Origin of the sequence: Myxococcus sp. MxC21-1 (assembly GCF_032612255.1) — a bacterium.
GTDB classification, from domain to species: domain Bacteria; phylum Myxococcota; class Myxococcia; order Myxococcales; family Myxococcaceae; genus Myxococcus; species Myxococcus virescens.
In genome coordinates this window covers 5806769-5826402 of sequence record NZ_CP123278.1, presented here as the reverse complement: position 1 = coordinate 5826402, position 19634 = coordinate 5806769, and the positions used below count along the sequence as shown (strand labels likewise).

The 19634-nt window shown below is 69.1% G+C and carries 15 protein-coding genes; all 15 read right to left on the bottom strand.

Features of this window, described 5'->3' with window-relative positions; all coding sequences use genetic code 11:
* Position 1: 1 nt before the first annotated feature.
* The 15 genes from QEG98_RS25660 to tssJ all read right to left on the bottom strand — a co-directional run bounded on the left by QEG98_RS25660 (position 2) and on the right by tssJ (position 19634).
* The gene (locus QEG98_RS25660) at positions 2-367 is read right to left on the bottom strand and encodes an HPF/RaiA family ribosome-associated protein (RefSeq protein ID WP_090493031.1); all 366 of its coding nucleotides are present in this window, start codon (positions 365-367) and stop codon (positions 2-4) included.
* 149 nt (positions 368-516) lie between these two features.
* Positions 517-1611, bottom strand: a complete 1095-nt coding sequence (locus QEG98_RS25655) for a hypothetical protein (protein ID WP_316563155.1) — start codon at positions 1609-1611, stop codon at positions 517-519.
* 8 nt (positions 1612-1619) lie between these two features.
* Entirely contained in the window at positions 1620-4277 is a 2658-nt protein-coding gene (gene tssH / locus QEG98_RS25650) for a type VI secretion system ATPase TssH (protein ID WP_316563154.1), read from the bottom strand.
* Positions 4278-4360: 83 nt separating this feature from the next.
* Positions 4361-5404, bottom strand: a complete 1044-nt coding sequence (tssG, locus tag QEG98_RS25645; protein WP_316563153.1) for a type VI secretion system baseplate subunit TssG — start codon at positions 5402-5404, stop codon at positions 4361-4363.
* Positions 5368-7119, bottom strand: a complete 1752-nt coding sequence (tssF, locus tag QEG98_RS25640) for a type VI secretion system baseplate subunit TssF (protein ID WP_316563152.1) — start codon at positions 7117-7119, stop codon at positions 5368-5370. The genes tssG and tssF overlap by 37 nt, the downstream gene beginning before the upstream one ends.
* 37 nt (positions 7120-7156) lie before the next feature.
* Positions 7157-7552: a type VI secretion system baseplate subunit TssE gene (tssE, locus tag QEG98_RS25635; RefSeq protein WP_090493023.1), complete on the bottom strand. Its 396-nt coding sequence runs from the start codon at positions 7550-7552 to the stop codon at positions 7157-7159.
* An 83-nt stretch (positions 7553-7635) separates the two neighbouring features.
* On the bottom strand, positions 7636-8127 hold the full coding sequence (gene tssD, locus QEG98_RS25630) for a type VI secretion system tube protein TssD (RefSeq protein ID WP_090493021.1): 492 nt from the start codon (positions 8125-8127) through the stop codon (positions 7636-7638).
* Positions 8128-8246: 119 nt separating this feature from the next.
* Positions 8247-9731 carry a type VI secretion system contractile sheath large subunit gene (tssC, locus tag QEG98_RS25625; protein WP_011554794.1) on the bottom strand — a complete coding sequence of 495 codons (1485 nt, stop codon included), beginning with the start codon at positions 9729-9731 and terminating at the stop codon, positions 8247-8249.
* A gap of 25 nt (positions 9732-9756) precedes the next feature.
* Positions 9757-10251 (bottom strand): type VI secretion system contractile sheath small subunit, encoded by a 495-nt coding sequence (gene tssB, locus QEG98_RS25620; protein WP_011554793.1) that lies wholly within the window; start codon positions 10249-10251, stop codon positions 9757-9759.
* Between the two features lie 82 nt (positions 10252-10333).
* Positions 10334-12280, bottom strand: a complete 1947-nt coding sequence (gene tssA, locus QEG98_RS25615; RefSeq protein ID WP_316563151.1) for a type VI secretion system protein TssA — start codon at positions 12278-12280, stop codon at positions 10334-10336.
* A gap of 92 nt (positions 12281-12372) precedes the next feature.
* A complete protein-coding gene (gene tagF, locus QEG98_RS25610) occupies positions 12373-13305 on the bottom strand; it encodes a type VI secretion system-associated protein TagF (RefSeq protein ID WP_316563150.1) in 933 nt (310 codons plus the stop codon).
* A gap of 1 nt (position 13306) precedes the next feature.
* Positions 13307-16999 carry a type VI secretion system membrane subunit TssM gene (gene tssM, locus QEG98_RS25605; RefSeq protein ID WP_316563149.1) on the bottom strand — a complete coding sequence of 1231 codons (3693 nt, stop codon included), beginning with the start codon at positions 16997-16999 and terminating at the stop codon, positions 13307-13309.
* Positions 16999-17715 carry a DotU family type IV/VI secretion system protein gene (locus QEG98_RS25600; RefSeq protein WP_316563148.1) on the bottom strand — a complete coding sequence of 239 codons (717 nt, stop codon included), beginning with the start codon at positions 17713-17715 and terminating at the stop codon, positions 16999-17001. The genes tssM and QEG98_RS25600 overlap by 1 nt, the downstream gene beginning before the upstream one ends.
* Positions 17716-17730: 15 nt before the next feature.
* Positions 17731-19056 (bottom strand): type VI secretion system baseplate subunit TssK, encoded by a 1326-nt coding sequence (gene tssK, locus QEG98_RS25595; RefSeq protein ID WP_244172085.1) that lies wholly within the window; start codon positions 19054-19056, stop codon positions 17731-17733.
* A 38-nt stretch (positions 19057-19094) separates the two neighbouring features.
* On the bottom strand, positions 19095-19634 hold the full coding sequence (tssJ, locus tag QEG98_RS25590; RefSeq protein ID WP_231405645.1) for a type VI secretion system lipoprotein TssJ: 540 nt from the start codon (positions 19632-19634) through the stop codon (positions 19095-19097).

Sequence of the window (19634 nt, the reverse complement as noted above, 5' to 3'; positions counted from 1 at the left end):
ATCATGTCAGCGCGGCGGCCTCATCGGGCTGCCATGCTGCGTCACGCAGCCGGGCGCCGTCCTGGCGCTGCGCGCGGCCCACCGCTCGCGTGACGGCGTTGCTGGCGCGCTCCAGCGTCCGGTCGATGGCCGCCAGCAGGTTGGTGTCCGAGGATTCGATGGCCAGCTCCCGCCCGTGTTCCAGGCGGAGTGCCACGCGGCACACCTGGTCCACGCCGCCCTTGGGGCCGTTGGCATCCTCCAGCCGCACGACGACTTCCTTCACCCTGTCGGACAGCCGGTCCAGGGCGAAGCGCACGCGACGCTCGGCGTAGGTTCGAAGGGTCTCTGTGAGGGGGATGTTCCGGGCTCGGATTTCGACTCGCATCCAGGACGCTCCTTCCGGGGCCCACCATGGGCCCACGCCTCTATCTCTGTCGTCGTGACGCTTTTGCCGCAAATAGGAAAAGCCCCCGTGAGCGCTTCGGAAAACCGAAGGTTCACGGGGGCCGGTGGCGGGGCCATGAGGCCCTGGAATCACGGGCCGCTGGACGTCGCGGCGCTGCCCGCGGGCTTCTTGGCCGCCGCCTTGGCGGGTGGGCTGGCTGCGCCCGCCGCCGCGGGGGCCTGTGCCTTGCTGGCCGCCTCCGGGGCCGCGGCGTCCGTGGGGGCCTTCTTCGCGGGCATGGCCCAGATGGGGGCCTCCGGCACCGCGCGGGCACCAATGCGCACCTGCTGCTCCACCATGCGCGACCACAGTGACGCCTTGTTGCCTACCAACGCGTTGTTCGCCAACTCCAGGGTCCGTGTGTCCTGTGCGCGACGGTAGAGGCGTGGGGCCACGTCCGGCTGGGCCGGGTCGGAGTCGCTCACCTGCACCTGCTCCTGCACGCTGATGCCCTCCTCCGCGAAGGTGAGGGTGGACGTCAGCTCGAACTTGCGGCGCAGCCCGTTGGGCAGCTCGAAGGTCATCTCCCGGGACAGGGGGAACCACGCGGCGCCCAGGCAGGCGCGGCTCGCGTTGGAGACGGACTCGCTGAAGAAGCGGTTGGTGCGCAGCGGCATGATGCGCGCGTGTCGGCGGCAGACCTCCTCGTCGCCGGAGGTGCACGCGTCACCCTCCGCGACGAGGATTTGCGTGCCCTTCACCTTCTCCAGGCGCAGCTTGGTGTGCTTCGCCATGGCGCGCAGCGAGCCCAGGGCCTCCACGCGGAAGCCCTGCTCGGTGCTCTCCACCAGGGCCACCGGGCCCAGGGCCTCGCCGTTGGTGAAGCGCCGCGTCTGCACCCAGACCAGCCGCTGGCCCGCCTGGAGCGTCTCCAGGACGAGGTCCTCCTCGGAGAGCTTCTCCGCGGGAGGCAGGGCCTGCGAGTCCGGACCGGCCTCCACGCACTCGTCCGCGGCCGGGTCCTGCCACCACACCGGGGCACCGGCGCAGTCCACGCTGGGGCGCGGGTTGGCGCCCGTGTCCTTGTCGTAGCCGTGGAGCAGCAGCGCGAACCAGGTGTCCGGCGTGGGGAACGAGCGCGCGTTGGGGCCCGCCTCGGCGAAGCACATCGACGGCTTGGGGACGGTGGCGCAGCCGGCCAGCAGCGACAGCGCGACGGCGGAGGCCTGAAGCGTTCGTTTCATGGATTCTCTCAGGCCTCGGCGAACCGGAGGTCCCAGTCGCCTCCCTCGGTCAGGGCCACATGCAGCTTCGGGGGCACCGCGCCGCTCACCAGGTGCTGCAGCAGCTCGCGGGACAGCGCCGGCATCAGCGAGCCCTGGAGAATCTGCTCCATGTTGCGCGCCCCCATCTCCGACTCCGTGCAGCGGCGCGCGAGCTCGTCCAGCAGCTCTGGCGCCAGCGTCGTCTCCACGTTGTGGGCCGTGCGCAGCCGGCTCACCAGCTTGGCCAGCTTCATCTCGGCAATCTGGCGCATCACGTCGCGCTGCACCGGGCCGAAGGGGACGACCGTCATTCGAGCCAGCAGCGCCGGCTTGAAGTGCTGGCTGAGCGCGGGGCGAATCACCGACAGCACCTCATCGGAGGTGGGCTGCGCGCCGTCCTCGAACATCCGCATCACCAGGTCCGAGGCCAGGTTGCTGGTGAGGATGAGCACGGTGTTCTTGAAGTCCACCGCGCGGCCCTCGCCGTCCGTCAGCGAGCCCTTGTCGAACACCTGGTAGAAGAGGTTCATCACCTCCAGGTCGGCCTTCTCGCACTCGTCCAGCAGCACGACGGAGTAGGGCCGCTGACGCACGGCTTCCGTCAGCAGGCCGCCCTCGCCGTAGCCCACGTAGCCCGGCGGCGAGCCGATGAGCCGGCTCACCGTGTGCTTCTCCTGGAACTCGCTCATGTTGAGCGTCGTCATGAAGCGCTCGCCGCCATAGAGCGCGTCCGCCAGCGCCAGCGCCGTCTCCGTCTTGCCCACGCCGCTGGGGCCCACGAAGAGCATCACGCCAATGGGCGTGTCCGGGTTGCGGATGCCGGCCTGGGAGATGCGGATGATTTCCGCCACCTTCTTCAGCGCGGCCTCCTGACCCCGCACCCGGCCCCGGAGCTTGTCCTCCAGGTTGAGCACCGACTCCAGCAGGTCGCTGCGCATCTTCCCCACGGGCACACCTGTCCAGCCCGCCACCACCCGCGCGACGATGTCCGCGTCCACGTCCGCGTGTACCAGCGGCACCTCGCCGCGCGTGGCCGCCAGCTTCGCCGCCGCTTCGTCCACGGCCGCCTTCAGTGGCGCGGAGTCCGTGTCCGGAGCGGCCTCGCGCAGGGCCTTGCGGGCCGCCATCAGCGCCGCGACGGCCGTGCGCTCCGTCTCCCAGCGCGCGTGCAGCGTGGCACGTGCATCCACCGTGGCGCTCAGCTTCGCCTCGGCGGCCTCCAGGGACGTCTGTTCGTCCGGGCCGCCCGTGCCCTCGGCGAGGTCGCGCTTGCGCGTGTCGCGCTCGCGCTCCAGCGCCGAAATCTCCTGGTCCAGTTGCACCAGCTCCTCGGGCCGGGTGGACAGCTCAATCTTCACGCGGGCCGCGGACGTGTCCAGCAGGTCCACCGCCTTGTCCGGGAGCTGCCGGCCGGAGATGTACCGGCTGGACAGGCGCACCGCGGCGGTGACGGCTTCGTCGCGGATGATGACGCCGTGGGCCGCTTCGTACGTGGGGCGCAGGCCGCGCAGCATCAGCTCCGCGTCCTCCTCGCTGGGCTCCTCCACCTTGACCGGCTGGAAGCGCCGCTCCAGCGCGGCGTCCTTCTCGAAGTACTTCTTGTACTCGGCCCAGGTGGTGGCCGCGAGCGTGCGCAGCTCACCGCGCGCCAGCGCCGGCTTGAGCAGGTTGGACGCGTCCGTGCCGCCCTGCGAGCCGCCCGCGCCGATGATGGTGTGCGCCTCGTCGATGAACAGGATGATGGGAGTGGGGGAGGCCTTCACCTCGGAGATGACGGCCTTGAGGCGGTTCTCGAACTCGCCGCGTACGCCAGCGCCCGCCTGGAGCAGGCCCAGGTCCAGCCCCAGCAGCTCCACGTTCTTCAACGCGTCGGGCACCTCGCCCCGGACGATGGCCCAGGCCAGGCCCTCCACCAGCGCCGTCTTGCCCACGCCGGGCTCGCCCACCAGGATGGGGTTGTTCTTCCGGCGGCGGGAGAGGATGTCCACCATCTGCCGGATTTCGCGGTGCCGGCCGAAGATGGGGTCGATCTTCCCCTCGCGCACCCGGCCGGTGAAGGACGTGGCGAAGCGCTTGAGGGCTTCATCCCCTCGGCCGCCCGCGCCACCGGCCGCGCCTCCTGATGCGCCACTGGCGGCGGCATCCGCGGAGGCGACCTCGACATTCTCGGGCGAGGGCCGCAGCACCACGTCCAGCGAGCTCATCAGCTCGTCGCGGCTGATGGCGTCCAGCTCGGGGAACAGCTCCGCGGTGTAGCGCGCGCGCCGGCTGACGAACTGGGCGAACAGCAGGCCCGAGCGCAGCCGCGTGGCGCCCTGCTCCACGGAAGCCAGGAGCCACGCTTCCTCGAACCACTGGAACAGCGTCTCGGAGAAGACGGGTCGGCCGGAGCTGCCCGCGCGCAGGCCCTGGAGGGCGCGCTCCATGCTGGCCAGCAGGTGGCGGCGGTCCACGCCGAACTGCTGGAGGATGCGCGCGACGTCCGAGTCCTCCGGCTCCAGCATCTGCACCAGCATGTGCTCCGGGACGATTTCATAGAACCGTCCCGCGCTGGCCCGGGCCACGGCGGCCTCGAGCAGACGGGTAGAGGTGGGCGTCAGGCGACGGACAAGCGCTTTCGGATCGACGCGAATGGGAGCCCCCAAAAAGGAAAGCGGTGATGGACGATATATCGGGCGCGCCCTGGCGGCGTAAATCCCCGCGCGCCGCGCCCGCCTGCTCTAACAACTCATTTCACCACGGGGACACTCATCTGCGTCTGCTGACTCAGGCCCAGCCACGTGTCCCGCCCGAGCTGACTCGGCTCCCGGCTGGAGAGCCGGAACTGGTGCTGCACGCCTTCGGTGAGCCCCAGCTCCAAATCGTACTCCAGGGGGTCCCTCACGAAGAGGGCCACCACCTCTCTCACCAGTGGCAGCAAGTCCCCTTCCTGCATCAGCCGCTTGTAGGCGCGCGGCGGCAGCGGCCGGATGTGGATTTGAATCTTCCCCGTCCGGTCGAAGGCCTTGCCGCCCAGCAGCATGTTGCGCCCCAGCTGGTGGTTGGAGTGGCCCAGCCGCGCCCGGGCGTCGATGTCCACCCAGCGGCCCACGAACTGGCGCACCGACACCCTCGCGCCCTCCAGGTCGTCGCCCAGCACGTCCTCGAGCGCGACCTCCAACTGCTCGGACGTCCTCGCCCGGCTGGCCAGCAGCGGGGCGATCCGCAGCAGACGCCAGGTCGGCAGCGTGCCCTCCAGGGCCTTCTCGTAGGTGTCGAACCCGCCCAGCGCCAGCAGGCGCCGGGACCACTGGTCCGAGAAGGACGTGTCCGTCTCGCTGGTGACGCGGTACTTCGACTCGATGCGGTACAGCAGCGACAGCAGCCGGTGGTGGAACAGGTCCAGGAACTCGCGCCGCACCGGGTGGTCCGGGTCCTCCTGTGCGACTTCCTCGGCCAGGTAATGGGGCAGGGGACTCACCGAGCCCGTCAGGCCCAGGAAGCGTGTCACCACCTCGAAGAGTGGCCGCTTCGAATACGGGTCCTCCGCCCGCACCGGCACCTGGTGGAGCGTCACGGACGACACGTCGCCCGAGGGGAACCCCAGGGACGGGTCGTGCCGGAAGCGAATCATCTCCTCGTTGACGGGCCCCGCGCCGCCCACGCGCGTGGCCTGCGACGTCAGCCGCTCCAGGAACGCCACCAGGGGAAAGAAGCCCACCCGGGGCGCCAGCTCGGCCAGCTTCTGGGCCGTCTCTACAAAAGCGTCTGGGAGCCGTTCCTCGGAAGCCACGCGAACTCCGTCTGCGAGGGGTGAAGCCGGATGCTCAGCTCGTTGAAGGAGTTGATGGTGACGTGGGAGGCGAGCAGCTCCTCCAGCACGGAGCCGAAGAGGAACGAATCGCCCACGCCCATGAAGTTCTCTTCGTCCAGGTCCACGCGGGTGCGGTGACCCCGCAGCGGCGCGCCCTCCAGGAAGCGCGTCACCGGCTTTGTCTCCACCGCGCGGATGGCGTTGATGCGCAGGCGGCTGGCGCGCGCCGCCAGGTTGTCGGTGAGCGAATGGAAGTTGTACAGGTCCATCAGCCGGCGCAGCGCGGCCGCGTCCGCCAGCGAGTGCTGGTTGATGGCCAGGTGCGACAGGAGCCGCCAGTGCAGCTCGGTGCCCAGCGGCGCGCGCGCGGGCCGGCTCACCGGGGAGATGTTCTTGAACTTCGCCTGCGTGGGGCTGGCGGAGGTGGACGCCGTCAAGTCACCCACCTGCAGCCGCGAGGGCAGCGAGCGGTTGGTGCACGTCAGGTCCATGGACAGCGCTTCCTCGGCGTTGACCTCCGGCGCGACGTTCCGCGGCGTCTCCAGGGTGATGTACGTGTCGATTCCTTCGTCCAGCGGCGAAGGCGCCCGGCGCAGCCGATAGAAGGACTGCTCGGCGTCCCCGCCCGCGGTGTGGGTGAACTCGTAGAAGGGCCGATAGACGCGCCGCTCGTTGCGCCCGGCCTTCAGGCCCGTCACCGAGTCCACCGAGTAAACCTCCGCGTGGTTGGGGGGCAGGTCGGACGCGCGCAGCAGGTGCTCTCGGTCCAGCGTGCGGTGGAGGATGGGGTCCGCCGGCACGCTGAAGAGGTTCACCACGGGGGCGCAATGCAGCCGGAACATCTCCCGGTGGATGCGCGCATCCAGGGGCGGCGGTCGCTCCAGGTGGAAGGCAATCTCGAAGCGGTCCTCTTTCAGCCCGGCGGCGGCGTCCAGCCCGCGCACCTCGAAGAACAGGAACTTCTCCGGCAGCGTCAGGTACTCCTGGAGGTGCCGGTAGCCCTCGCTGGCGCGCGGCCAGGGCAGCAGCTTGAAGTCCCGGTGGAAGCCCACCGGTTGGATGGCATTCGCCGGCAGCTTGATGCCGTCGCCCTGGCCAGACGCGCCGCGCACGCGCACCTGGCGGCAGTAGCGGAGCAGCCACAACAGCACCACCGACGCGGCGGACAGGTCGGCGTGGATGAACAGACGCAGGCCTTGCTCGCGGAACACCTCCGCGCGGCCCTGCTCCGTCGTCTGGAAATAGAGGCGCAGCACCGGCGCGGTGATGGACGACCGGTCCAGGAGCGCGTCGGTGAGCTGCACCGGCAGCAGGTCCACGTCCGTGGTGGTGCGGAAGACGCAACTGGTGCCGTCAATCGGCTGGGACGCCACCTCCGCCCCGGCGGCCAGCCGCGAGCGGCCGCGCAGCGCGCGCAGGTGCGGGGTGAACTCGACGATGGTGGAGGCCGGCAGCGGGCGCAGGTAGTGCGGCAGCAGCAGCTCGGTGAGCCCGTGCACCAGCTCCGGTACGTCGTCGTCCACGCGCTCGCGGATGCGGGCCGCGAGGAACGCGAAGCCCTCCAGCAGCCGCTCCACGTCCGGGTCCGCGCCGCGCTCCACCAACAGGCCGGCGACAGAGGGGTTGGCCAGCCCGAAGGCTCGTCCCATCTCCCGCAGGTACGACAGCTCGCTCAGGTAATACTTGCTGAACATCCTCGCCCTCCGCCACGCACCCCTGGATTCACCCGGCTCACCACAGGTCCACGCGTCCGCCCGGGTGCACCTGGGTATGGAAACGCACCATGCCTCGTCGATCCCGCGTGGCCAACTGGGCGGTGATGTCGAAGCGCAGCGCCGTCGGGTCCACCGGGTCCGCGTTGTAGTGCACCACCACGCCCTTCAGGCGCGGTTCGAACTCCTGGATGGCCTGCCGGATGGACTGCGTCATCCGCGGTATCGCCGACGGGTAGGAATGGACGATGTCGTTCAGGTCCAGGATGCCGTAGCCCGGTGAGGCCACGGACTCTCCCTTGCGCGTGTTGAGGAGGTTGCGCAGGTGCTCGGCGATGGATTCAACGACGTCGCCAGGCGGGGCGAGTGTGCCGTTGCCTTCAGCGATGCGCGACAACAAGCCTCGGGAGCCCATGGATTTCCTTCAACAACGGAGTACCCCAACCCCCGGCCGCCCGCGGAGCCCACTTGCACGGACGGCCGGTGGAGGGACGGACATCAACGCTGGGTGTCCCAGGTGTCCTCGTGCGTGACGCCGCCCTGGGTGATGGTCCAGTTGATGGTGTGGAACACCAGCTGGATGGTCTCCATCGGGGGCAGGTTGGTGCTCGCCGGCACGAAGGAGTTCGGCACCGTCTGCTGGATGGCGTTGATGCGGGCCTTCTTGATGGACACCGTGTAGAACTGCTCGGTGGTGCCGTCGCCCGTCGGGTTCGGACGGAAGAACTTGAAGGTCGCGTCGATGACCTGGTTCTCGCAGAGGGCCTTCATCAGCAGCGGCGACGACTTGTCGATGCGCTTGGTGATTTCGATGCCCTCGTACTGACGGCGGCCCGTGGCCAGACCCGAGCCGGCCTCGCGAGCGGTGAAGACCTTCTGGCTGTACGCGACGCACTCGATGGAATCCGCGCGGCCCAGGCTGGTTTGCGTGCTGTCGCCCTTGATGTCGCTGCCGTTCGCCTTCAGGTACAGGTGTACTGATTCAGCCATGACTTCAACCTCGTCGCTTTGCGCGCGTCCGCGCGCTGGTGGACCCAGGCTCACCCTGAGCCTGGGCTTGTTGGAGCCCCTAAACTAGCTGAAATGACCGACGCTGGGTGAAACGGGCTCTACTCCTTGTCCAGCTTGCCCACGAGGGACAAGGTGAACGACGCACCCATGTACTTGAAGTGGGGGCGCACCTGCAGGCTGCAGCGGTACCAGCCCGGCTGACCCTCCACGTCCTCCACCACCACGCGCGCGGCGCGCAGGGGGCGGCGCGAGCGCACGGCGGGAGCGGGGTCGTCCATGTCGGAGATGTACTGGCTGAGCCAGTGATTGAGCTCGCGCTCCAGGTCCGACTTCTCCTTCCAGCTTCCAATCTGCTCGCGCTGGAGCACTTTGATGTAGTGCGCCAGGCGGGTCATGATGAACATGTAGGGGAGCTGCGTGCCCAGGCGGTAGTTGGTCTCCGCCGCCTTGCCCTCCGGGGTGTTGCCGAAGAACCGGGGCTTCTGCGTGGAGTTGGCGCTGAAGAAGGCCGCGTTGTCGGAGTCCTTGCGGAACACCAGGCCGATGAAGCCCTCCTCGGAGAGCTCGAACTCGCGCCGCTCGGTGAGCATGACCTCGGTGGGAATCTTGGTCTGGATCTCCCCCATGGCCTCGTATTGGTGCAGCGGCAGGTTCTCCACCGCGCCGCCGGACTGGGGACCGATGATGTTCGGGCTCCAGCGGAACTTGGCGAACGAGTCCGCCACGCGGCTGGTGAGCGCCACGGAGGCGTGACCCCACAGATAGCGCTCGTGGTGGCCCACGACGTCCTCGGTGAAGTTGAAGGCCTTCACCGGCACCGTCTTCTCACCGTAGGGCAGGCGCAGCAGGAAGCGCGGCAGCGCCAGGCCCACGTAGCGCGCGTCCTCGCTCTCACGGAACGAGTGCCACCGGGCGTACTGCGGACCCTCGAAGAGCGACTTGAGGTCCTTCAAGTCGGGCAGCTTGAGGAAGCTCTCCTCGCCAAACACTTCCGGCGCGGCATTGCCGATGAAGGGCGCGTGCGCCATGGCGGCCACGGAGGCGCACTTGCGGAGCAGCTCCATGTCCTGCGGGCCCACGTTGAAGTCGTAGTTGGCGGAGATGATGCCGTAGGGCTTGCCACCGAAGACGCCGTACTCGTTGGAGTACACGAGCTTGTACAGGCCGCTCTTGGTGACCTCGGGCGCGTCCTCGAAGTCCTTCTGCAGGTCTTCCTTGGAGGCGTTCAGCATCTCCACGCGCGTGTTCTCGCGGAAGTCGGTGCGGTCCACCATGAACTTCAGTGAGCGCCACGAGGACTCCAGCTTCTGGAACTCCTTCGCGTGGAGGATTTCGTTGACCTGGGAGGACAGGCGCTTGTCGATTTCGGCAATCATCGCGTCGACGAGCGCCTTGTCCACGCGCTCCTCGGAGCGGTTGGGCGCCAGCATCTCGGTGATGAAGGCCTGCACGCCGCGCTTGGCGACGTCGTAACCCTCGTCCTTCGGCTTCAGCTTGGCCTCGGACAGGATTTCGTCGAGCAGGGACAGCGAGGCGTCATTGGCGACGCCCGTGGACTTCTGGGTCTGGGTCTCGTTGGCCATGGTGATTCGGTTCCCCCGGAAAGGGCTACTTGGTCTCTTCGGTCAGACCCAGTTCCTTGATGAGCGCCTTGCGTCCGTCCTCGTCGGCGAGCAGGGCCTGGAGCTTCTTGCGGAACGCCGGCAGGTTGCCCAGGGGGCCCTTGAGGGCGTTGAGCGCGCTGCGCAGCTCGAGCAGCTTCTTCAGCTCCGGCACCTGATTGACGACGCTCTCGGGCGAGAAGTCATTCAGGTTCTTGAACTGGAGCGACACGTTCATCGTGGCGTTCGGGTCCGCCGAAAGCTTGTCGGCGGCGGTCAGGGTGACCTTGAGGTTCTGCTGGGCCATGACTTCGTTGAAGTTGGCCTTGTCCACGTTGATGGGCGCGCGCTGCTCCAGCGGACGGGCGTCTTCCTGACCCGTGAAGTCCCCCAGCATCAGCACCTTCAGCGGCAGCTCCACCTGCTCCTGCGCATTGCCGGTGGCGGGCTTGTAGACGATGTTGACGCGCTCGGTAGGGGCGACGGAACTCTCTTTGCTCATCTGCGGCTTTCTCCTTGAGAACTGCGTAGAAGACGCGGGCGTCGCATGAGGGAGAGCTTCGCCGCGGTACGACGGGTGTCTTTCAAGCGCCGACGCGCAGCGTGGCGGAAGAGTCCAGCAACGCTAGACGACGATACCGGTTTCGAAATTTCACTGCCACCGGTCCAGACTCCTTTTCGGCGGCGGTGCGGGTTTGCAGCCACCCCTCCAGACACGCGGCGGCGAGCGCTGGCTCCCAGGTGTCGAGCGCGTGGGTGGAGACCTCTTCGTCCAGCGCGTCATAGACGGCGCGCGCGAGCGGCAACTGGCCCGCATTGGCACACAACCGCGCCAGCTCCAGCCGGGAGATGAAGCGGGCGCGGCCGGTGCTGGCGGCCGTGACGGCAGCCTGCAACCGGGTGACAGCTTCGTGGACGCGGCCTTCCTCCAGCAACGTGCAGGCTTCGGCTTCCAGCGCCGCGCTGTCTGCATGGACAGACGGGCCCAGCGACAGGGGCCCCAGCGACAGGGCCGTGGACACTGACGCCACGGCGGCGGAAGGGGCCGGTGGGGGCGCGCTCGCGCGGAGGACGTGGTCGCGCAGCCAGTCCTGGGTGGCGTCATCCGTGAGCGGGCTTCCCAGGGTGGAGAGGAGCGTCTCCACGCCGCTCATCCGGCGGAGCTGGATGGCCAATTCCTGTACCAGCGCGGTGCGAGCCCCGGCGTACGCGGCACCCAGTCCCTCCAGGGCGGTGGCGCTGTACCGGTGGAGCGTCAGCGAGAAGCGGTGGCGGGCGAGGGCCGACTCGGACTCGTCCAGCAGCTCGCCCCAGCGCTGGTTCTGCTCCAGGGTCTCCAGCTTGCTTCCCAGCAGGTCCGGCAGTGGGTGAATCTGGGTGCGGCCATTGCCATCCGTGGCGGGCGGCTGGGTCAGGTGCAGCCACAGGCCCATGCGGTTGAGGCGGTAGGAGAGCGGATCCTCGGGGCTTGCCCGGCGAAGCGCTCCCGCGGCTCCCAGCAGCGCGCCGCCCACGGTGCGCAGGAAGTCGGTGATCGCCTCCACGCTGGACAGATCCGGCGCGGCGGGAAGCTCGGGGAGAGGCGGGACTTCGATGGCGGCGCGCGGTGGGGCGGGTGTGCCGTTAGCGGAGGCGCCGCCCTGGCTGGCTGCGCTGCCTTTGGCGGTGTCCTGAGCGGTGCTGCTTTTGGCCGGGGCGGGGGCGCTCTTTGTCGTGGGATTGCCCTGGGCGGTGTTGCCTTTGACCGGGGCGGCGCTGTTTCCAGCACCGCTGGCTTGAGCAGGTTTGCCTTTGGTGCTGGCATTGCCCGCCTCCCGAGCGGAGCGGTTGCCATTGCCGTTCGTGGGCGTTTCAGTGTTGTCCGGAGCCGCTCCTGGCCGCGAGGCAGGCGTAGCGTCCGCCGCGCGCACAGCGGTCTCTCCATCCTCGCCGGACGGGGTGTCCTCGTCCTGGGACGGCGCAGTCCCATCCACCGGCGTCTGCGAGGCGTCTGCGTCCTCCGAGGACGCGGTGCGTCCCTCCGGTACGCTCTCGGGTTCGGGCTCGGGGAGTCCGGCGCGGAGCCGGGCGATGGCGTCCTGGAGCGGCCCGAACGCAGGGGCCATGTCGGAGAACCGCTCGCGTGAGAGCTGGGCCAGGCGCTTCACCGCGACCGCCAGCGCATCCAGGGGCTCCGCGCTCACGGAGGCCTGGTCCACAGTGGGCAGGATGCGGCCCAGCCGGTCCACGAACCAGGCCACGGCGTTGGCCCGGCCGCGCAGCCGCTTCGCCTCCGGGAAGAGGTCCTGCCAGTAGCGCTCCGTCACCTCGGCGAGCACGGCCGTGCCGGTGGCCGCGCCGTCCAGGCCTCGCGTGGCATACAGGCCATAGGCCATGTACGAGGCGAGCCAGAGGTCCTTGGTGGTGTGCTTCAGCAGCTCGCTGGCGCCCTCGACGACGTCATCCCAGCGCACGGCGTTGCTGGCCGGAGACTCCAACTTCGCGACTTCCAGCGCGACGGCCTCGTATGCGGGCTCATGCTTCGCCTGCACGCCGGCCGGAGACGCCCCCGGCACGGGCTCGGCCCAGGGGCGGGCACGTTCACGAAGCTGTTCCAGGGAGGGAGGCATAGGCGTGGTGGGCTTCAGCGCGAAAGCGTCTGCAACAGCTGTTCCAGGGTGGTGGACGGCGCGTCGATGACCTGTCGCGCCGAGGCCGTGAGGCCCTTGCGCGCGTTGTCGATGGCGGCGGGGCGCTCGGTGCGCAGTGGCCACACCTGGGCGCCCGGACGGCTGGGCTGGGCCAGCGCGAGGAAGAGGGCAGGGGAGGCCGCTCCCAGGCTGATGAGCAGCCGGGGCTTCTCGCCCTCGGACCAGAAGAAGGCCGGCGGCTGGTGCGTCCACTTGAGCAGCCGCGAGGACAGCTCCAGCCAGGCTACGGGGCCCACGCGCGTGGTCAGCGGACAGTCCAGGGTGACGCCAGCCGGTGACTGCTCCTTGCCGCGCTCGCCCGCGCAAGCGGTGAGGAAGGTGTGCAGCGCGTAGTAACGCCCACCTTCCGGCGTGCCCTCCACCACCGGGCTCAGGAGGTCCACGGTGTGGTGCTCCGCCAGCACGGCGTTGAGCAGCCGCTTCGCGAGGCTGTAATCCCCTGGTCCCGGCAGGGGCAGCGCTGCCACGCGCTCCAGCAGTTGTGGCACCTCCAGTTCCGCGGCGGACTGGGCCAGCGCACCGGCGGCGCGCAGGAAGGGCTGGTACGCCTCCGGCGTCAACGCGAGCCGCGAGGCCGTCTCCGCCGAGGACACCTCGGTGAAGATGGCCAGCGGGAATGTCCGGCCCACGCTGTCCTGGCTGGGCGCCATCAACCCCACCAGCGCCTGCTTCTGGCCGGGCGCGGTGAAGACGAAACAGACGGGCTCGGCGGGTAGGTCCACCCGGGCTCTTCGCGAACGCTCCACACCCGCTTCCATCCAGCCGTAGAGCTGGAGGGCCAGCGGGGTGGCCGCGTTGTGGCGGATGAACTCGGCCTGTCGGGGCGTCTTGCCCAGCAGGCCGATGCGCGGCGACTGCACTGCCATGTCAATGAACCCTATCCGCCGCGATGGCCTGCGGCGCGCACTCGCCTTTGCGAGCGATGGTCGTCGGTGGCTGCAACCCCGGGTCGCGGAAGATGGCCAGCAGCTTGGACGTGTTGCCCGACATCCCGAAGAACGGGTTGGCGGTGCGCTCCGGACGGAAGTCGATGGAGACCAGCGCGCCGTTCATCTCCTCGATTTCCCACGTCGCGGTGAAGTAGCGGCCGTCCGCGCTGGGCTCGATGCGCTTGACGCGCTCCAGCAGGCGGAACAGGCCCCAGTCACCCTCGGCCTCCAGCGTCGTCTCCGTGGAGCCGTCCGCGCTCTGCACGGTGATGCGTGCGCCGAGCTTGCCTGCCTGACCGGGCCAGATCATCGGCTTCCACACCGTGTCCGGGCCGTTGCGGTACGTCTCGTCCGTACCGTCGAGCGTCAGGGTGATGGATGAAATCTGCGACGCCATGCCGTCCGCGGAGACGCCCGGGCGCAGGCGCACCTGGAAGCGGACCAGCGGGTCCACCGTGTCGCCGCCGGGGAAGAGCGTGGTGGAGAGCGCGCCCGTCTTCTCGAGGAAGCCGAGCAGGTCAGGCCGGTACATGACGCCGCCCGACGAGGTGAACTCCCACCGGCGTCCGGTGGCCACCACGTCCTCCAGGAGCTGCTCCTTGACGAACTTGCGCACCAGTCCGCCTTCGGGGCGCAGGAACTCCGCGACCTCGGGCAGCGGCGCGTCCGCCTGCGACGCGCGGTCGAACGGGTACTTGCCCTTGAAGGCGCTGCTCCACGCCGTCACCACCTGGTCCTGCCACAGCCTGCTCTTGTTGCAGGCCACGCCCACGAACACCACCGAGCGCATCTCCTGGAACGGCGGCAGCAGCAGCCGCTCGAAGATGGCGACGTTGTCCGTCTGCTTGCGGACCATCATCTCCACGTTGTTGCGGGTGGACTCAATCTTGTCCAGCAGCAGGCCGGACTCGGCCGGCTTGTCCTTCACCGCCAGCAGCGTCGTCTGGACGGTGGCCAGCTGGTCTTCATACGAATCCAGCGCCGTCAGGGACTCCTCGCCGTCCTCCGTCTTGGAGGTCTCCGTGGCGAAGCGGATGAGCGAGGCGAACTCGCGCTCCAGGTCGCGGGCCGTGACTTCCTGGGCGCCGGAAGGTGAGTTGGCGTTCAGCAGCTCGCGCTTCTGCGGCACGTCCTTCCCGGGCTCCGAGCCGAACAACTTTCCCGCCTTGGCCAGGAAGCCCGTGTCGGCCTCCGCCGCCTTGGCGTCGCGCTTGTCGAGCACCACGTTGTACGTGAGCGCGCGGAACAGCCGCCCGTAGGGCTTGGGCTTGCCGCGCGTCAGGTTCGTCAGCAGGCTCTCCATCTGCGTCAGGTTCTCCGGTGCCTGCACGCGGATGGAGCCGAGGAAGTCCTTCCACTCCTGGGTGTAGGCCTCGAAGTAGCGGGTGCGCAGCTCGCGCCGCGAGCTCACCGTGTCCACCTTCTCATCGCGGTCCAGCACCCACGACTGCTGGTCCTGGAAGGCCAGGTCCAGCCGCTCGCGGATGACGTCGTCGTAGGCCTTGCGCGTGAAGGCGCCCCGCACGCGCGAGGTGGCGCTCATCTGCGGCACCGAGCCCACGAGCTGCTCCAGCGTCACGTCCGGGTACGCGCCGCTCATGTTGGCCACCAGCTGCGCCAGCTCCAGCCGCACCAGGGGCACGTTGTTGAGCGAGCGGCGCGCCGACTGCACCACGCCGGTGACGCGGCTGAAGGCGATGCGCTGCTCGCGCGCCGGCTTCTGCTCCTCGGGGAGCATCTGTTCGTTGGCGAGCATCAGCAGGAACGTCTCCGCGTGGTTCGCCACCGCCCGCTCGTCCACCGCGTCGCCCCGCACGCGCTTCCAGTGCTTGACGATTTCGTCCTGGAGCCACTTGCGCTGCAGCTCGTCCAGCTCCGGCTCGCGCGGGTCGCGGGGCGTGGTCACCAGCAGGTACATCTTCAAGTCGTCGAAGTACTGGCGGTACGCGTCGAAGTGCTTGCTGTAGTCCTCGTCGCTGCGCACCGTCAGCAGGTCCGGGTTCCTCCCGAAGCTGTCCAGGCGCTGTTGGATGAGCTCGAACTGCTTGCCGAGCAGCACCCGGCGCAGCGCCGCGTTGTAGAACTGGCGCGCCTGCGGCAGCAGCTTCTGGCCCTGGTAGAGGCCGAAGCGCATGAACACGGGCGCGCTGCCTTCCTCGTACTCCGTCAGCTCCTGGAGCCGGTTGCGCAGCGGAATCAGGTCCTCGACGCGGCGGATGTCGTCACGCGGGTCCAGATTCACACTGGTGATGGCCTCGGTGACGGCCTCCGCCATGTTGCGGTTCTTGAAGAAGGACACCGTGGGCAGCGACAGCAGCAGCACCGTGGCGGCGGAGGCCGCGCTGGCCAACATCATCCGCTGGCGGCGCACCCTCGCTTCCTCCAGCGAGCTGCGCACCGCCACCTGCTGGTCCTGGAACATCACCTTGGTGAAGACGTCCCAGAGGAAGTAGCTGCGGCCGTCCGTGGCGCCATCCGTCTGCGCCCGGCCGTTGGTGCTGCCGAAAATCTCCGCCGCGGACGGGGACACCTTGTCCACCGGGCGCAGCTCCTGCGTGCCACTGTTGAAGTACAGGCCGCGGAAGACGGGCGTGTCCTGGAACACGTTCTCCAGGAAGAGCGGCTGGAGGAACTCCGCCAGGTTCTTCCGGAGCGCGTCGAACTTCTGCGGGAAGCCGTAGATCTTCTCGCGCGTCTCCAGCCGGCGCTCCTGGCCCAGCCGGCGCAGCGAGCGCTGCTCCAGCACGGAGAGCATCTGGTCGAAGCGCTCGCGGAACAGGTCCGTGCTCGCCTCGCGCTGCTGCTCCAGCGGCACGGTGAAGCCCCAGATCTGCCCGCGCTCCACGCGCGACAGGTCGGAGAACATCTCCACGAAGCCGGGCAGCAGGTCGCACTTGGTGATCATCACGTACACCGGCACCAGCATCTTCAGCCGGGTCGTGATTTCATCCAGGCGCTCGCGGATGGTCTGCCCCATCTCCCCCACGGCCTGCGGGTCCGCGTTCAGCAGCTCGCTGACGCTGATGGCCACGATGAGGCCGTTGATGGGACGGCTGGGGCGGTGCTTCGCCACCGTGTCCAGGAAGGCCAGCCACTCCGGCCGGTCCTCCTCGGCGCTGGTGTAGCGGCCGGCCGTGTCCAGCAGCACGGCCTCATTGGTCAGCCACCAGTCGCAGTTGCGCGTGCCGCCCACGCCGCGCACGCCGCCGCGCGCGGAGAGGTAGGGGAACTTCAGCCCGGAGTTGCGCAGCGCGGTGCTCTTGCCTGCGCCCGGAGGACCGACGATGAGGTACCAGGGCAGCACCGCCAGCGCGTCCTTGCCGCCGCGCGCCAGCTTGGAGGCCTTGAGCGCCTCCACCGCCTTGGTGAACTCCGACTGCATGGCCTTGATTTCAGGCTGCAGGTCCGGCCGTACGGTGGTGGCCTGCTCATCCGCCTGCGCCGCCAGCGCGCCCTCCAGCTTCTTGGCGGCGGCGCGCGCGCGGATGCGCTTGACCAGCCACACCACGCCGGCGGCCAGCATGCCCGCGAGCGCGGCGACGATGGCCGCCTGCTGCATGGAGAGCCCCAGGTAGGTCATCAGGGCGAACATCGGCGCGCCGATGCCCAACAGCGGTAACAGGTACGCCATCACTGCGCCCCTCCCGCTGCCTGCGTCTGGCTGGCGCTCGTCGCCGTGTTGCGGGCCGCGTGGACCTCGATGCGGCTTCTCAGCTCACCGACCTTGTCGTTGAGGAAGAACTGCAGCACGCCGTAGAACAGGACGGCCACCGCGAGCGCCCCGGCGGAGATGCTCACCATTGACGCCTTCTTGCGCTTGGAGAGCAGCGATTCGGTGGGCCGGTCCCCGTGCGGCGACAGCACGTCGAAGTCGAAGGGCCGCGCGCGCTCCAGGTCCTTCTGCACCGTGTCGATGAGCGTCATCAGCTCCAGCTCGCCGCCGCGGATGCGGTAGCGGCCCTGGAAGCCGAAGAGCATGCACAGGTAGTAGACCTGCAACACCTCGTGCCGGTGCGGGTCCTTTCGCACGGTGTTGAGGCGCGCGAAGAAGCCGTCGCCGGCGACGTTCTCATTGAAGTAGTGGAGCTGGAGGGGCATCCAGAGCTGTCGGTACTCCTCCGGGCGGCCCAGGACGACCTCGTCGATGAGCGCCACCAGCGCGTAGGCCATGTCCTGGGCATCCTGATGGCTGAAGCCCAGCACGGCGGCGCGGCGCAGCGTCTCGTCCACCACGCCGCGAAGGCGGTGGTGCAGCGTCTCGGGCGGGGGCACCGCCGAGGCTTCGGAGCCGCGCAGCTGGATGGCGGCGTCGAAACAGTCCTTCGTGGCTTCGGTGACTCGGTCCATGGGCGGCTCGGGGCGTCAGCGATTGGCGGTGGGAACCGCGAGCAGTTCCACGGTCGTTCGGCTCGCGTCGAACGGCTGCGGGAGGTAGATGGCGAGGTTGCGGTCCCGCATCACGTTCCTCCAGTAGCCGTCATTCATGGAGAGGCTGAAGTAGACGGTGCCCGGCTGCACGGGGACCTCGGGCGGCGGCCGGTACGTCACCGCCAGCGGCACACCGGGCGCGGCGGCCTGCACCAGCGCGCGGATGTCCTCCCAGGCGGCCACCTTCGACAGCTTGGGGAGCTGCTCGGCCACCACGCGTTCCGGCAGCTCGCTGCGCACCGCGAGGATGAAGTGGCCGCAGCGCTCCAGCCGGTCGTCCTCCAGCCGGCCGCGGAACATGCCGTCTGCGCCCGCCGTCAGGTCCACCGACAGGCACTGCTCCAGCGCCACCGCGCGCATCAGCTCGGAGAGGCGGCGGAACAGCTCCTCGAAGGTGGCGCGCAGGTTGGTGAACTGGAAGGTGGGCAGCGTGGACGGGTCCGCGCTGACGGAGAAGGTGCACAATTGCCCCGCGCACTGCGCCAGCGCCAGGTACAAGTCCCTGGGCCGCAGGTTGCCTGCGTCCAGCGCGTGCTGGAGGAAGGGGATGGTGCCGTTGAGCGCGTTGAGCTCCAGGAAGAGCGTCACGTCGCCCGCGGTGAACTCCAGCGCCGAGGCGTCCCGGTGCCGCCGCCGCGAGGAGAGCTGCCGCTGCTTGGACACCATCAGCCGCAACATCGTCCGCAGCTCGTTCATGACGAACGGGGACGCGTCGATGCGCAGGCACGGCGGGATGAAGGACTCCACCAGCGTCAGGTTGCCGGAGCGGTCGCGGGACAGCTCGCACAGCTTGATGGACTCGAAGTCGTCGCGCGGCTCGGTGCCGAACAGCAGCCGCACGTTGCGCTGACCGAAGGCCACCTGGGAGATGGAGGTGGAGGCCGTCAAATCACTGACGGGGCGGGAGGTGGGCGTGTAGCGCGGGCTGCTGCCCAGCCGCTCCCCGCTGCCGAAGCTCTCCACGCCGCTGCGCTCGCGCGGCACGCCCAGGTACACGTCCAGGGTGCGCTGGGCGGGCGGGAAGTAGCCATCCGCGGGCCGCGCGGGCGGCGCCTCCGCGTCTCCGGACTCGAAGGAGACCGGCAGCCCGTCGGGGAGGATGCCGGTGAAGTGGGTCAGCTGCACCTGGCCGGCGCGCAGCGCCTCCATGTCGAACTCCAGGGCCACCACGCCCCAGGGATACGGTTCGAGCGAGGCCAACCGCTGATCCAGCAGTTGCTCGTGGTAGAGGTCCTGCTGCTGGAGGTGGTGGGGGCTCATGAACATGCCCTCCGACCAAACGACTCGCTGCACGGACTTCATACACCTCTCCGCGGCGACACGCCGTCGCCTGCTTGGGGTTGGAGTCGAGGCTCCGGCGCCTGCGTCATGGGCCGGAACATCAGGTCAATCTGATAGCCTTGCAGCCGGTAGCGGAAGACCTCGTCCCCCGGCTTCGGGTCGCCCTGGTCACCCGCGGGGCGCTCCACGCAGCGCGCTTCCTCCACCACGGGGAGCGCCGCCACCGTCCGCCACGAATAGCCCAGCGGTTGCCGGAAGTGCCCCATGGCCAGGACGAAGCGGGCCTTCGGATCACGCTGCACCCAGCGCTTCACCTGGCGGCCGGGCGGAATCACCAGCTCGGCCACCTGGAGCAGGTCCTCCTTGAGGAACTCCTCCGGCTTGCCCCATAGGTCCTTGAAGCCCGCGCGCTCCAGCCGGACGCTGTCCTTGAGCTGGACGATCTGCACCACGGTGGGCAGCGAGCGTCCGCGCGCGTCGGGATTGAGCTGCTCCGACGCATCCACCACCACCTGGAACGGCGGCGGCGTCTCACACGCCTGGGGCACACGCTTCAC